The organism is Streptomyces sp. NPDC090106 (assembly GCF_044747265.1).
GTDB lineage: Bacteria > Actinomycetota > Actinomycetes > Streptomycetales > Streptomycetaceae > Streptomyces.
Genome location: NZ_JBIVDS010000004.1, coordinates 294,794 through 307,809, shown reverse-complemented (window position 1 = coordinate 307,809; position 13,016 = coordinate 294,794). Strand labels below are relative to the sequence as shown.

General features: G+C 66.0%; 15 protein-coding genes. 9 read left to right on the top strand and 6 right to left on the bottom strand.

What is annotated here, in order from left to right; genetic code table 11:
* The first annotated feature begins 186 nt into the window (after nucleotides 1-186).
* The 3 genes from ACIPSE_RS15160 (at nucleotide 187) to ACIPSE_RS15150 (ending at nucleotide 2,994) form a co-directional block, all read left to right on the top strand.
* Nucleotides 187-975 (top strand): sigma factor-like helix-turn-helix DNA-binding protein, encoded by a 789-nt coding sequence (locus ACIPSE_RS15160; protein ID WP_401662426.1) that lies wholly within the window; start codon nucleotides 187-189, stop codon nucleotides 973-975.
* A gap of 218 nt (nucleotides 976-1,193) precedes the next feature.
* Complete coding sequence (locus tag ACIPSE_RS15155) at nucleotides 1,194-1,718, top strand: SigE family RNA polymerase sigma factor (RefSeq protein ID WP_401663107.1); 525 nt, start codon at nucleotides 1,194-1,196, stop codon at nucleotides 1,716-1,718.
* Between the two features lie 505 nt (nucleotides 1,719-2,223).
* On the top strand, nucleotides 2,224-2,994 hold the full coding sequence (locus ACIPSE_RS15150) for a hypothetical protein (RefSeq protein WP_401662424.1): 771 nt from the start codon (nucleotides 2,224-2,226) through the stop codon (nucleotides 2,992-2,994).
* Between the two features lie 84 nt (nucleotides 2,995-3,078).
* Here the strand turns inward: ACIPSE_RS15150 and ACIPSE_RS15145 are convergent, their stop codons facing one another.
* Entirely contained in the window at nucleotides 3,079-4,200 is a 1,122-nt protein-coding gene (locus tag ACIPSE_RS15145) for a helix-turn-helix domain-containing protein (protein ID WP_401662422.1), read from the bottom strand.
* Nucleotides 4,197-4,547 (bottom strand): hypothetical protein, encoded by a 351-nt coding sequence (locus ACIPSE_RS15140; RefSeq protein ID WP_401662420.1) that lies wholly within the window; start codon nucleotides 4,545-4,547, stop codon nucleotides 4,197-4,199. The genes ACIPSE_RS15145 and ACIPSE_RS15140 overlap by 4 nt, the downstream gene beginning before the upstream one ends.
* Nucleotides 4,548-4,769: 222 nt before the next feature.
* Between ACIPSE_RS15140 and ACIPSE_RS15135 the strand changes: the two genes are divergently transcribed.
* The 3 genes from ACIPSE_RS15135 (at nucleotide 4,770) to ACIPSE_RS15125 (ending at nucleotide 7,559) form a co-directional block, all read left to right on the top strand.
* Complete coding sequence (locus ACIPSE_RS15135; protein WP_401662418.1) at nucleotides 4,770-5,168, top strand: hypothetical protein; 399 nt, start codon at nucleotides 4,770-4,772, stop codon at nucleotides 5,166-5,168.
* Nucleotides 5,165-5,650 carry a hypothetical protein gene (locus tag ACIPSE_RS15130; protein WP_401662416.1) on the top strand — a complete coding sequence of 162 codons (486 nt, stop codon included), beginning with the start codon at nucleotides 5,165-5,167 and terminating at the stop codon, nucleotides 5,648-5,650. Before ACIPSE_RS15135 ends, ACIPSE_RS15130 begins: the two co-directional genes overlap by 4 nt.
* Before the next feature lie 544 nt (nucleotides 5,651-6,194).
* Nucleotides 6,195-7,559 carry a hypothetical protein gene (locus ACIPSE_RS15125; RefSeq protein ID WP_401662414.1) on the top strand — a complete coding sequence of 455 codons (1,365 nt, stop codon included), beginning with the start codon at nucleotides 6,195-6,197 and terminating at the stop codon, nucleotides 7,557-7,559.
* A 343-nt stretch (nucleotides 7,560-7,902) separates the two neighbouring features.
* On the opposite strand, the gene ACIPSE_RS15120 is transcribed toward ACIPSE_RS15125, so the two are convergent.
* The 4 genes from ACIPSE_RS15120 to ACIPSE_RS15105 are packed head-to-tail and all read right to left on the bottom strand — an operon-like array spanning nucleotide 7,903 to nucleotide 10,272.
* Complete coding sequence (locus ACIPSE_RS15120) at nucleotides 7,903-8,256, bottom strand: ASCH domain-containing protein (protein WP_401662412.1); 354 nt, start codon at nucleotides 8,254-8,256, stop codon at nucleotides 7,903-7,905.
* Nucleotides 8,253-9,374 carry a hypothetical protein gene (locus tag ACIPSE_RS15115; RefSeq protein ID WP_401663105.1) on the bottom strand — a complete coding sequence of 374 codons (1,122 nt, stop codon included), beginning with the start codon at nucleotides 9,372-9,374 and terminating at the stop codon, nucleotides 8,253-8,255. Before ACIPSE_RS15115 ends, ACIPSE_RS15120 begins: the two co-directional genes overlap by 4 nt.
* An 11-nt stretch (nucleotides 9,375-9,385) precedes the next feature.
* Nucleotides 9,386-9,853: a hypothetical protein gene (locus tag ACIPSE_RS15110; protein WP_401662410.1), complete on the bottom strand. Its 468-nt coding sequence runs from the start codon at nucleotides 9,851-9,853 to the stop codon at nucleotides 9,386-9,388.
* Nucleotides 9,853-10,272 carry a recombinase family protein gene (locus ACIPSE_RS15105; protein WP_401662408.1) on the bottom strand — a complete coding sequence of 140 codons (420 nt, stop codon included), beginning with the start codon at nucleotides 10,270-10,272 and terminating at the stop codon, nucleotides 9,853-9,855. The genes ACIPSE_RS15110 and ACIPSE_RS15105 overlap by 1 nt, the downstream gene beginning before the upstream one ends.
* A gap of 120 nt (nucleotides 10,273-10,392) precedes the next feature.
* Between ACIPSE_RS15105 and ACIPSE_RS15100 the strand changes: the two genes are divergently transcribed.
* Genes ACIPSE_RS15100 through ACIPSE_RS15090 form a run of 3 tightly spaced genes read left to right on the top strand, consistent with a single transcriptional unit; the run spans nucleotide 10,393 to nucleotide 12,858 of the window.
* A complete protein-coding gene (locus ACIPSE_RS15100; RefSeq protein WP_401662406.1) occupies nucleotides 10,393-11,436 on the top strand; it encodes a helix-turn-helix domain-containing protein in 1,044 nt (347 codons plus the stop codon).
* Nucleotides 11,433-12,122, top strand: a complete 690-nt coding sequence (locus ACIPSE_RS15095; RefSeq protein WP_401662404.1) for a YdcF family protein — start codon at nucleotides 11,433-11,435, stop codon at nucleotides 12,120-12,122. The genes ACIPSE_RS15100 and ACIPSE_RS15095 overlap by 4 nt, the downstream gene beginning before the upstream one ends.
* Entirely contained in the window at nucleotides 12,064-12,858 is a 795-nt protein-coding gene (locus tag ACIPSE_RS15090) for a WbqC family protein (protein ID WP_401662402.1), read from the top strand. Before ACIPSE_RS15095 ends, ACIPSE_RS15090 begins: the two co-directional genes overlap by 59 nt.
* Nucleotides 12,859-13,016: the final 158 nt, after the last annotated feature.

Here is a 13,016-nt window from a genome sequence, read left to right as displayed (position 1 = left end):
TGACGCCGGTTTTCAAGGTGGCCAAGATTTTTTTGAAATTCGCGTCACGGCCGGGCAACCACCTGCCCTACAAGTGGAGTAGCTGGCTGCGGTGTCGCGGAGGGACCGCGTAGCGACATCGCGCAGGGAGGTCGGATGGGGAGCGGGGCGTCCGGCAGCATGGCGCGTCGCGGGCCTCATCGGGTTATGGATCCGACGCCGTCCGCTTCGATAGAACTGGCCGACGGCATCCCCGGAGGCACCCTCAATATCGAGGGCATGACAGGGAGTTGTCCCGATCAGCCCTCACATCTCCTGGCCGATCGCGAACTGTTTGCCGAGCTCAAAAGCGACGGCTTCGTCGGCGTGCGGTACGAGATCTTCTGCAACGAACTGGCAGCGTACGGGCGTCCGGTGATGCGCAGATGGCTCATCACCGGCGAGATCTACCGGCGTTGCGCTGAACGCAACCGTCCCGTCAAAGGATGGGAGGAACTGCGTGAACTGCTCCGGGAAGACGGGGACGCGCGGGAGCAGTTGGCGCACGACGCCGTCGCGGCCGGCTTGCAGCACTTCCACCGGCACGCGCTGAGCGGTGGACGCTGGGATCCGGAAGGCGGCGCCTCGCTGAGGAGCTACTTCGTCGGAGCGATCATCCTGGTCTTCAAGGACACGCATGCCCGATGGGCCCGCGAGTACCAACACCGTCATAGAGAGGTACTGGGAGGGACCGGCGCCGACATCGACACCTGGCTTCCGCTGGAGGAGGTCAGTGTCGACGTGGAGGGGGATGTCGTCGGCGAAGACATCGTGGCCGACTTCCTGAGCACCCTGGAGGAGACGAACAGGCGGATTGTCGAGCTGCGGATCGAGGGACACGGACCTGCCGAGATCGCGTCGAGGCTCGCCATGCCCGCGGATCGTGTGAGAGCACGCCTGTACCGCTTGCGCCGCGCCTTGCGTGGAAGCCAGTTGTGGGAGGAGGCCCAGCCATGACCGCGGTGCGACGTCGTCTGGACCCGGGGCTGGTGGACCGTGCAGGGGAGAGCGCGCGGCAGAGCTCGGACGCCGAAGACTCACAGCTCACCCGTACCGGCATTCGGCAGATCCAGGCCGCTGACGGCGACTGGAGTGCGCTTCCGGCAGACAGCCCTGGGCACCGAACGGGCCGGTTTCTGGACGCCTTGGACCGGTCCTCCGTTGGCAGTCGTGAAGTGCGTACGCACCAGAACCTGGACGTCTCGCCAGAGCGCGCCGCGGACGCGCTCGTCAACCTGTACCGAAGCCACTACCGCTCTCTGGTAACGCTTGCGGCTCTCCTCCTCGATGACACCGCCTCCAGCGAGGACGTCGTCCAAGAGGCGTTCATCCGGGTGCACTCCCGCAACAGGCGAACGCGTGACCCGGAGAAGGTCCTCGCACAACTGCGGCAGACGGTTGTGAACCTTTCCCGCTCGGCACTGCGCCGACGCCTCCTTGGTCTGAAGCTGCTGTCCAAACCGATGCCTGACATGGCGAGCGCCGAGGAGGGCGCATATGACCAGTTGGAGCGGGATTCGCTCATCAAGGCGATGAAATCCCTCCAGCGCAGGCAGCGAGAAGTTCTGGTGCTGTGCTACTTCGTCGATATGACGGAGGCCCAGATCGCGCAGACGCTGGGTATCAGCCTCGGATCGGTCAAGGCATACAGATCCCGCGGGATCGCCAGCCTGCGCGTGGCAATGGAGAGCCCGGCCTAGCCCCGTTGCCGACCTTCGGGCGGTGCTCACGCCAGTCTGATCGCCGCTATACAGTCCGGTTGTTCAGGCGAGATGGCTCGCCGCCCTGTCCTGCTGGTGGGGCGAGGCCCGCCGTGCTCGGCGGGTTGCCCCCAACGCGCCTTCCAAGTCTTCGTCCGGGGGCTCGACGGGGGACGGGGTGTTCTGACCTGGGGTGGAGTGGGTGGTGCCGGCGCTCGTAGACGGCGCCGGATGGGCGCGAATGAGACCAGAGCTGAGCCGGGCAGGGCCGTGTACTTCCTGGCCAGAGCATCCTCCGAGCCAGTGCTGCGCCTACGTCACCGAGTGCTTCGTACCGGCTGGATTTCTCCTCACCGCTCAGGTGCCGCGTTGCGTAGACGTGGCGGCCACTCCGTGAGCGTCTCGACACCTCTGCCCCTTGCAATGCCAGCTTCGGGGCCGGGCATGAACCTACCCTCGGAAATACATCGGCATCGGGTCGGTGCGACCGGTAACGTTTTCCAGCGTGACCGACACTGATGTTCCGGCCGAGCCTGCTGGCGAGCAGATCACTACTGAAGGCGCGGGGCGGCCTTCCCTTGTGGATTGGCAGAGGCGACTCAATGCCTCCTCTGGATATCGGGCGATTGCGCTCGGAGACCGAGTAAAGCGGATAGGGTACGTGTTCCAGGGCAACGTTGCGCAGTACAAGTCCCTTGTTGCCAGGTTGCAGGATCCCGAATTCTCTAATCCAATTTTTGACATCCGAAACCCCGGGGCGCATGACGAGCTGCTCTCTGAGGCGGAGCGCCTTCTGCACAACGTTCTTACTGCGCTAAGTACGCGAGTTGATCAGCAGCGCCGCTTTATGGAGAAGCACTTCCAGGATGACCAGGTGCTGGTGGATGAATATGGCGGCAAGATTGCCTCTCTGTTTAAGAGTAACCCGCACGCAGAATTCTTGAAGGGCTTGCGTAACTACATCACGCACACCCAGCTTCCTGTGGCGCAGAGCAACCAGACGTTTGGGCATGGCTCATGCGAGATCACGTTCACCCTGCCTGGCGAACCCTTGCTTGAGTGGAAGGGGTGGAACGGCACGCAGCGCGCGTGGATTGCTGGTCAGGGAGGTGTGGTGGCCATCGTTGATGCGGTCGACATCTATGCCCGCAAGGCTGGAGAATTCGACAAGTGGTTGTTCGATCGAATTGCCCTTAAATACAAGACTGACATCGATGCTTATCTGCGCGAGTGTGCAGATTTCAATCGGGAATATGATCGAGTCTTTGGTGGCTAGGGATGTAGAAGAATCTCGCCAAGTGTGAATAATTTCTCTTAGAGTAGCGCTAGAGGCTCAGCACTGAGGCGTGTGTGGGCGGACCTATGCAGAGGTTTCGTTGACGATTGCTTCGAGAGTCGCGATGTCATCGTCTGTGATTTGCTCGCGCAGGCGACTGACCAACTTCCATTCTTCAGTCAGCTTGCCGTAGCGTCCAGCGACTACAGAGACTCCGATACCGAGTCGTGCTGCGATGATAATCAGCTCGCGTTGGCTTCGCGCCTGTGCAATCAAATCACTGCTTTTGTCGGGGAATAATGTGTCGACTGCGAAGGAGTCAGCTTCTTCTTCTGCGGGGTCGGCGGCATCACGCCGAATGTCCAAATCGAGGAAGCTCGTGCGGCGCGGATGACGCGCGATGTGTCCGATCTCGTGGACCAGGTTGAACCAGAAGATGTCTGAGCGCCGGTGACGTTCCGTGATGCCGATTGCGGGGCGTTCGCCGTTGATCCACCACGTGGCTGCGCAGACGCGGGTTTCGGGAATCTCCCGAATGAAGGTCAGGGCGACGCCGGCTTCGGCGAGCGCGGCACGAGCCGCTACGAATCCGTTGGGCACGGTCATCGTCGTCATTGTCGGGATGGACCTGGCGACGGCACGCAGCTTCCGGGCGTTGAACGGCTCGACCGGCAGGTCGCGGGCGGAGCGCTCCACCAGGCACAACCAAAGTGCGGTATTGGGCTCGTGGACGGTGAACGCCTGACTGCGTCGGAAGGAGACCGAGGGGCGCAGCCAGGTCTGAGTGAAGGCGTCGGGTGTGGCGACCTGGAAGAGCTTGAGGAGTTTCTCGGCGCGAGTGACGCCGGTATCGGCCGGCTCGATGATGTCGTGCCGCAGCAGGGTGCCGGTGTGGAATTTGCTGGCCCACGTGCTGTAGTCGCCGAGGGCGGCTTCTGCGCGTTGTCGGCTCTCGAACGCTTGATAGTCGGTGTCGACCCGCATCCAGAAGCCCGCAGGTACGTCGAGCGCCCGTTCGAGGAGGATCGACACGTCCGGACTGATCCCGATCACTTGCTTGACGATCTGGTTGACGTGCTTCGGTGAGAGCCCGGTGCGCTCGGCAAGTTCGACTTGCCGCATCCCGCGCGTGTCGAGGACTGTGCTGAGCACGGCGCCGGGATGGAGTCCCCAGTCGGGCTTGAACTCGGAAGCGGCGGAGCTCACTGCTGTACCCGCAATCCCGATCGTCCGTCAGCGCAGACGTCCTGGATCTCCAGCCAGGTGATTTCGTGCAGGTGCTTGTGGGGCACCACCACCTGGCTGCCGTCGTCGCGGAGACCGATGGCCGTGAGCGTGGCGCGTTGGTGATTCAGCTCGATGACGGACCGCGCTGTCGGTGTCGCCAACGCGATCAGCCCGACCGCGAGGGCGTCGGCCAGTGATGGCATCGAGGAGCGGAGCACCTGCAGCAGGAGCATGACTTCCCGTGCCGCGTCGGGCCAGACCTGGGCAAGCAGGGTCTGGGAGGCGAGCACTTCGCCGAGGCCAGCATCCGGGATCGTCATGAGCATCGCCCCCAACTTATCTCGTTCCCGGTGGCGTGATCAACCAGGAGGGTGAGGGTGAGTGGGAAAAAATCTTTACCGGAATCGCGACTTCTATCCGCTATGATCGATGCACTACCGTCACAGGAGTTACCTGTATGGGGAACTTCTTGAAGAAAAGGGCAGGTCATGAGGCTTCACTCGTACGCGGCAGGACCGGGTCCGGCACAGACCCGCGAGGTTGAGCCGATGGCGGTGCTGGGCGATGTTGTGGCCGTTGAGGCTGATGAGCGCGTCTACCGGGTCGGCGACGAGGCTGAGCTCGACGTCGAGCTGACGGTGGTCGAGCTCTTCGGTGAGGGGCCGGGCCACGTCGTCATCCACAAGTGCCACGAGATTGGGGTCACCGTCGCTTATGGCGGTGCGGAGAAGCTTGTGCGCGCGCACCCCGCGACTCACATCCGCACGGTCCGAGCCCGGGCAATCAAGGCGTTCGGCATTGCTCATGAAGATGCAGCCGACTTGGTCCTTCGCCTGCCGGGTACCACCGAGGACCTGAGCCTCGCCGAGCCGATCGGTTCAATCGTTCCCAAGGGCTCGTGCGCCGTGGCTCTCGACCTGGTCCACGCGGTCCGAGCACAGGGATGACCACCACCTCGGCTCCCGGCGTCGACCCCTGCCAATCGCGTCTGCGCCGTGACCTTCAGTCTGCGCAGGTCGAGGCCGGAGTCGACGCCGGATTCTGGCGCATCGTCGAGATGGCCTGGCCGGTCTTGACCGTCGCGATCACAGTCGGGGACGGTGCGGAGGCTGGCATGCGTCTGGACGTCGAGGACTACCCGCTAGCGGCGCCAGCGGGCCGGCCTTGGGACCTGGCCGGTAACACTCTGCTGCCCGTCGATCGGTGGCCTATCACCGGTCGTAACCCTGAAGTTTTCCGTCCGGACTGGTCGCCAGGCAACGGCGACGCCCCGTACCTGCCCTGCGACCGAGTCGGCCTGGCCACTCATCCCAACTGGGCCACTGAACATCCAGAACGAGCCTGGAGTCGCAGTCGTACCATCGGGTTCTACCTGCAGGAACTGCACCGCGCACTCTCCGGCGCACGCCTCCCGTCGGTAGGCATCTGATGACCACGCCCCGGCTGATCTTTGATGCCGCCCTGTTCGATGAGTTGATCCGCGAGCTCGCCCGCCGAGGAAAAGGCCGACGTGAGTCCGGGGCCTTCCTGCTGACCGACCACGACCACCCTTCGGACCGGGTGCCCACGCCTGTGACCGCTGTCGCGTACTACGACGACCTCGACCCCAGCTGTCTGACCGGCGCGATCACATTCCATGCTGATGGATACACCGCTCTGAGCGCACGCTGCCGTCGCGATCGACTCCGGGTAGTCGGGGACATCCACACCCACCCCTTCGAGCGGGTCGCCCAGAGTCCCGTTGATGCTGCCCACCCCATGCTCGCCCTCGACGGGCACGTCGCCCTTATTGCTCCGCACTTCGCCGTCGGTGTGACCAGTGCTGACGCGCTGGGCGTCCACGTACGAGAGCAACGCCGGTGGGTCTCCTCATATGGGGCCCAGGCCGCGGCTCTCGTATGCATCCGCGGGCGATACGCCAGCCCATTGCTATCCCGCCTGCTCGCAAGGTGGAAGCGCCTTTGGAGGAGAGCATGAACGTGCCGAAGGCTGACGCCGTCAACCGCACCGCTTTGATCGGTTTGCACGGCGGGACCCATCCGACCTTCGAGGCTGTCCTCGCCGCCCACGCGGCCACCGGCATCGCCATCGCGACCGACCCACAGATCTGCGAGCGCATCACCGGTCAAGCCGCACTGTGCACCGCGATTGCCACAGCCGTACGGGCCTTCGGCAACGTCGTAGTGGTGGCCGAAGGCCGTGGCGCGATGACGGCCGGACCGCACCGCAGCCACACCGTTGCTGACGTCGTCGGTGCCGAGGGAGCCTGTCTGGCCTCGGATCTGCGTGACGTGCCGAAACACTGGCCGGTACTGCTGATCTGCGCGACCGAGTATCCACGCGACTTGGCCGGTCGCGCGATCACTCTGCAGGTTGATTGGAGCGGCTGGACCGCTCGGGTGTACCCGGGCGCGCGGTTGGAGCCCGCGTCGGGTGACTCTCCGGAAAACCTTCTGGCCGCGATCACCGCCGCTGCACTCGGTGTGCACGAGGCTTTCGGCGCCGTGCAGGCCCGCCCAGGCAGCGACGCCGGCCACCGCCCGCTCAACCTCAACCTGTGGCGCCCGGGAACAGAGTCCAGCGACGGTCCTCCGTTCACCTTCGCGCCCGCCAGTTGGTGGCTCGTCGGTCTCGGGCACCTCGGACAGGCCAACGCATGGGTTTTGTCCTGGCTGCCTTATACCGATCCAGCTCAGATCTCCGTCGTCCTGCAAGATGTGGACAAGGCAGTCGAGGCGAATCACAGCACCGGTCTGCTGACGCCGCGGCTTCCGGCCCCCACTCGCAAGACGCGCCTGGTCGCGGAAACGCTTGACAGGCTCGGCTTCGACACAAGCCTCATCGAGCGCCGACTGGACCAGAACACCCGTGCTGCCCAGCAGGACACGCACGTCGCACTCCTCGGCGTCGACAACCTCGCCACACGGCGAGCCATCAGCGCCGTCGGCTGGCCGCTCGCTATCGACGCCGGACTCGGTTCCGGGGCCCTGGATTTTAACGCGATCCAGATCCGCCGCTTCCCGGCCGCCCGTGCGAGCCAGCAGGTCCCCGCTTGGGCCGAGCCTCAGTCGGAAAACGCCGAGCTGCCCAACAACGACGCCTTCGAGGATCTAAAGCAACGGGACGTATGCGGCGCTGTCGAGCTCGCTGGAACTGCGGTCGGTGCAGCCTTTGTTGGTGTGGTCGCCGCCTGCCTCGCGATTAGTGAAGCGAGCCGTGAACTGGTCGGCGGAATCGGTCATGACGTGCTGAGCCTGCATCTGGGGTCCGACGATCTCTCAACGGCCCTAGCCAGCAGCTTCGTTGATGTCGTTCCAGCCCGGTTGTCTACGGTGTGAATTCGAGCCTTCAAGGAAGAGTGCCGCCAGCTGGGCTACGGAGGCTTTCACAGCGGCGAGGCGGTTCAATGACTGTTGGCCTCTGGCAGCCCGTCGCTCCTTGTTGGGGCAGTGCTTGGCTCGGTTGAGCGAGCGGCCGCCCGCCGTCCTGCTTAAACGTCTAATGGCTAATGATTGGACGAACAGCGGGCGTGATCCGGGTCCCTGCTGATTGGCCAGCTGCATCGAGCAGGGTTTCTCAGTCGACCGCGGCGCCGAGCTTAACCGTACGAGTGTCGCGGTCGTCTGGGCTCCACGGCCGAAGTTGTACTCCGAGCGGCTTGGCGGCTGGACGGCCAGAGTGTCAGCCCAGGGGCCTGATCTGGATAGCCAGGGTGCCAAGAGCTTCTTTCTCGGGTGGATAGATGGCGCGGATGTTGGCGAGCTGTTGGTCGCGGGTCGCGGTGGGGTTGACGTTGGAGGGCCCCTCGCTGTCGAGCAGGGCCTCGAAGTCGGCGTACTCGGTGACTCGAACGACCTTGACCTCGCAGGTCTCGTCGGTGCCCTTGATCCGGAAGCGGATGGTGTCGCCTGCGGCAAGGTCGGCGAGGTGTGGATATTTCACGCGCACTTCGATGGTCTTGGTACCGGCGGAGACGAGGTCGAAGTACTGGCGGTAGAGGTTGAGTTCGCGTACGTATGTGTGGGTCTCGGTCATGGGGCGGAGACGCTCCTGGGCGCTGGTGCGGTGATCAGGCGGCCGATCTCGGCTGCGGAGTACGAGCGGAAGAAGTGGCGGGGGTCGGACAGCATTGTCTCGGTCATGGCCAGCAACTGGTCGGCGTATTCGGTGACGCTGCCGGGCCATTGCCGAGTGTCGAGCATCCAGTCCGCCGCACCCGTCGGCCCGGTGGCGCGGCCTTCGCGGATCAGAGACTTGGAGAGCTTCGCGCCGGTGTCGGTGACCACCTGGGGGCAGAAGAGGCGGGCGGGGAGCTGGGCGCGGGTGAGGCCGACGGCCTGGAGGGCCTCGTCGATGAGGAGGGAGCCGAAGACCCAGTCGCCGCCTTTGACCATGACGTGCAGGGTGCAGCCCTCGCGCGGGTTGGTCAGGGCGAGTTCCTTGACGAGGTTGCGGTACAGGGTGGCCAGGTCGAGGTAGGCGCCGGTGGTGGGTGTGATGGTGGCCTGGTAGGGGCCGTGGTGGAGGCAGACGGCGGCGACGGTCGCCGTGTCGCGGTCGGTGAGGTGAACACGCGTGCGTTCGGCGTGTTTCTCGGCCCAGCCGCAGCCGGGCTGGGAGCAGGGGATCCGGAGATGCGGGGTGCCGGTGGAGGGGGCGAGCCACCAGCGGGCGGCGTTGAGGCGGGGGAGGAGCCGCAGCCAGGTACGGCGGAAGTGCTCGCCGGCCTGCTGCTGGGTGTAGGTCTCGACCCGGTACGGGATGCCCAGGCGCCGGGACAGGGCGGTGAACAGGGGCTGGTAGAGGGCGTCGACGAGGCCGGTCAGGGCCTGTTCGTCGATGGCTTGGGCGTACGCGCGCTGGTAGCGGTGACCGCTGACCGGGTCCGTGGCCTGTTGGTAGGGGGCGTTGTCGAGGGCGCTGAAGACGACCTCGGTGAGGATGCCGAAGCGGTCGCAGAGGCGGGCGGCCATCGCGAAGGCCAGGGACTGTACGAGGGAGGTGCCGATGTGCGGGGCACCGTTGATCTGGGTGCCGACGACGAGGACGATCCGCGCCGGCGGGGTGGCCAGGATGCGTGGGGTCAGGACGTCTTCGGCGCGGAGGAGGGCGTTGGCGAGGACTGTGTTGGGTGAGACGGGGTCGGGTGTCACGGGGCGAGGTGTCACGGGGTCCCCTTGTGGTCGGTTCGGAAGGCGTTCTGGAGTCGGGCGTCGGACGGTGGGTCTTGGCAGACGGCCGTGACGTACGGGTGCTGGAGCGCGGCGAACAGGACCTCGGGGTCGGTGAGGGTGTCGTCGTCGGGGAGTTCGCACCAGCCGCCGAACCAGTCGTCCATCAGCTCCAGGCCCGGTGCCACGAGCCAGGAGTTGCCGGAGAGGTGTCGTACCGGCAGGTCGCCCCAGCCGCTGCCGGTGGTGCCGGTCCGGATGGCGTAGTAGAGGCGTTCGTTGGGGCCGTCGTAGAGCACCGGCCCGATCGAGGCGCCGATGGCGCGGAGGTGGGCAAGCGCCGGGAATCCGGTCTCCGCGGGCATTCGCACAAGGTCCCAGTCGTCGCCGACTCGCAGCAGGCGCAGTCCGGGAATGTCGCCGATCATCGGGGCGCGGCGCAGCGCGTCTCGTACGGACATCAGGTGCCTCCCTGCTGCTGGAGGCGGAAGGACAGTCCGATGCCTGCCGTCGGCCTGGTGGAGCGGACTGTGATGAGGCGCGTGCCGGTTGCCGTTATCCGCCGCCTGCGCTCGGTGGCGACGGGCCTGGGGCCGAGGTGGCTGAGTGCCGGGATCACGGCGCCGTAGGTGTCGGGGAGTCCGAGGGCGTCGAGGAGGCCGACGAAGGCGGGGGAGTGGAGCGCGACGGCCGGTTCGCGGTCGGTGAAGACGCCGCACAGGGTCAGTTCGTGGCTACGGCAGTACTCGGTGAGGCAGTTGGTGAGCGCGGTGTGCCGTGGCGTCCCGCCGGTGGAGTGGCGCAGGTAGCCGAAGACATGTGGGCCGGTGACCGGGCGGCGTTCGGTGAGGGGTTCGTCCTCGATGCATTCGTCGTCCATGACCAAGAGCGTCGGCTGTCTCGGACGGCCTCGAAATGACCTGCTGTTGTACTTCCGTTGCACTTCCCGCCCCACGTCGTCACCGAGAGTGCTTCCATACGTGACGGAGGGAGGTCATCTGTGGTCAGCGTGCAGCACTGGACAGGCCGGGAGGCGAGCGCCCTGCGTGCCGCGCTGCGCATGAGCACCCGCGCCTTCGCCGACCACCTCGGCGTCGCCCTGCGCACGGTGGCCAAGTGGGAGAGCCTGGGTACTGAAACGCAGCCCCGGCCGGACACCCAGGCCATCCTCGACACCGCTCTCGCCCGCGCCGACTCCGCTGCCCACGCCCGCTTCGAAGCGCTGCTGTTCCCCGAGCGGAAGAGGGCACGGCCGGCGGACTACGAGACGTGGACCGAGGACATCGAACGCGCGGTGGTCTGCGTGAGCCGTCAGAACTTCCCCTTCGCCTCGACGCTGCTCAACCGCTGGCTGGGCAGACATGATCCGCGCGATCTCGACGACAAGGGCCTCTACCTGTACGGCCGTTCACTCGTGCTGCTGGGCGATGTGCAACGCGACCAGGGCGCGATTCTTGGTCCGCTCTCCGCTCGCCAGTCCTATCTGACCGCGCGCGGCATGTTCTCCGAGCTCGACATCCCGCGCCGGGTGGCCCAGATCGAGCTGTCCCTCGCCGTGGTGCAGGAGATGTCCGGCCAACTGGAGGTCTCCGCCCGCCGCTACGAGCAGCTCGCACGGGACGAGCGCCTGAGCCGGCGGGACCGGGCCCGCGCCCGGTTGTGGGTGGGGACGGCGCTGAGCAAGGAGGGCGACAACGCGTACGCCACCGAGGTCATGGCGGCGGCCACCTGCGAGTTCGAGGTGCTCGGTGAGCCGGAGGACTGGTCCGTGGCGCACCAGAAGCTGGCCTTGGCCCACCGTGGCGCCGGACAGCTGGACCAGGCCCTGCACTACATCGACATCGCGCGCACCACCGGCACGGTCGACTCCCCGATGCAGCGCGTGCGGTTGGACACCGCGTACGGGCACATCCTTCTGTCGGATGCGGCGACCCGGAATGATGGGCTGTCCGTCCTCGACCAGGCGGCGCAGGTGGCCCAGCAGTTCGGGCTGAGCCACCAGCTGCGCAGCATCGAGGGCATCCGAAAGGGCCAACAGGGATGAGCCAGGGAGTGCCAGTGCCGGAGCACCAGCAGCGCCAGATCACCGACGAGCAGTTCCACGACGCGACGCTGATCTGGAACTACCACCAGATGGGCCACGAACCGCGGCCCTGTTCGGCGGCGATCGGCCTGGGCAGCCACGACCTCGGCGTGGCGACCGCAGCCGCTGACCTCTACCGCGCCGGCCTTTTCCCGGTCGTGGTGTTCAGCGGCGGCAACAGCCCCACCACCCGGGCCCGTTTCCCGCGCGGTGAGGCCGTGCACTACCGCGAGCACGCCCTGGGCCTGGGCGTCCCGGACGAGGCGATCCTCGTCGAGCCGAACGCCGCGAACACCGGCCAGAACATCACGTTCTCGCGGGAGTTGCTGGCTGAGGCCGGCGTCGAGGTCCACTCACTGCTGCTGATCTCCAAGCCGTACATGGAGCGCCGCTCGTATGCGACCTGCCGCAAGCTGTGGCCCGAGGCGGAGGTGGTGTGTGCCTCCGAGCCCTTGGAGCTGGACGACTACATCAAGTCCATCGGCGACGAGAAGCTCGTCGTCGACATGCTCGTCGGCGACCTGCAACGGGTGATCGAGTACCCGAAGCTCGGCTTCGCCGTCGAGCAGGACGTACCGGGGGATGTGTATGACGCTTACGAGCGCCTCCTGGGCGCCGGTTTCGACAGTCGCCTCATCAGCACCTGACCCGCCACGGGGCGGGGTCTGCGCGATCCATCAGCCGAACCTCTTCCCGAGGTTGTCCACGCTGGCCAAGCTGTTCGCCGCCGACCGGTGGATCGCCCTGGACGACGTGCAGTTCGCCCGGCGCGACTACCAGCACCGCGCCCGTCTCGCCGATCTGGACGAGCCCGCACGTCAGCAATGGCTCACGCTCCCCACGCATCTTCCCCAGGGGCGCTCGACGTTGATCAGCCAGGCACGGCTCGTTGACCCCCGGCGCTCGCGCAGGACGGTCCATCTGCTCGTGCGGCAGTACTACGGCCGCAGCCGCCATTGGAAAGCCGTGTCGGATGTCCTGGACGCGGTCTTGGACACGCTCGACACCTCGGACCGCCTGGCCGATGTCGCGAGAACATCGACGATTGCCCTGCTCACGGTCCTCGGCTGGGCAGGGGACGTGCTGGACGGCAGCGAGACCCCGACCCGCCCAGGTCGATCCGAGCGCCTGGCGGATCTCGCGTCAGCCACCGGCAGCACCCACTATCTGTGCGGTACAGGTGGTCTGCGCTATCTCGACGCCGATCCCTTCGATGCACACGGCATCCCTGTGCTGCCCTTCCACACCCCTGTGGATGACCTGCTCTGGCAGTGGGCCCGCCGAGCCAGCAGCCTCTGGGCCCTGAGCGCGATCGGCCCTGGTGAGCTGGCGAACGAACTGGCTGTCCTGCGAGAAGCCCACCGCCATCGAGTGCAGACGTGACCGCCGCTGCCTCCTTGCTCGGTTCCCTCGGATCACGTCTGTTCACTCAGGAAACGCCTCGCAGCTCCTGTTCCGAGACGGAACGGACGTGCGCTCTCAACGCAGCAGGTGTTTGCTGGGCCCAGGTCGCCCCCGGACCCTCGCATCTCTGCCTCGGT

Excerpts from the sequence above, each read along its gene's own strand:
- ACIPSE_RS15090 (WP_401662402.1), top strand. The coding sequence starts at position 12,064 with ATGACGCTTACGAGCGCCTCCTGGGCGCCGGTTTCGACAGTCGCCTCA.
- ACIPSE_RS15125 (WP_401662414.1), top strand. The coding sequence starts at position 6,195 with ATGAACGTGCCGAAGGCTGACGCCGTCAACCGCACCGCTTTGATCGGT.
- ACIPSE_RS15095 (WP_401662404.1), top strand. The coding sequence starts at position 11,433 with ATGAGCCAGGGAGTGCCAGTGCCGGAGCACCAGCAGCGCCAGATCACC.
- ACIPSE_RS15130 (WP_401662416.1), top strand. The coding sequence starts at position 5,165 with ATGACCACCACCTCGGCTCCCGGCGTCGACCCCTGCCAATCGCGTCTG.
- ACIPSE_RS15110 (WP_401662410.1), bottom strand. The coding sequence starts at position 9,853 with ATGTCCGTACGAGACGCGCTGCGCCGCGCCCCGATGATCGGCGACATT.
- ACIPSE_RS15120 (WP_401662412.1), bottom strand. The coding sequence starts at position 8,256 with ATGACCGAGACCCACACATACGTACGCGAACTCAACCTCTACCGCCAG.
- ACIPSE_RS15160 (WP_401662426.1), top strand. The coding sequence starts at position 187 with ATGGATCCGACGCCGTCCGCTTCGATAGAACTGGCCGACGGCATCCCC.
- ACIPSE_RS15135 (WP_401662418.1), top strand. The coding sequence starts at position 4,770 with ATGGCGGTGCTGGGCGATGTTGTGGCCGTTGAGGCTGATGAGCGCGTC.
- ACIPSE_RS15140 (WP_401662420.1), bottom strand. The coding sequence starts at position 4,547 with ATGCTCATGACGATCCCGGATGCTGGCCTCGGCGAAGTGCTCGCCTCC.
- ACIPSE_RS15105 (WP_401662408.1), bottom strand. The coding sequence starts at position 10,272 with ATGGACGACGAATGCATCGAGGACGAACCCCTCACCGAACGCCGCCCG.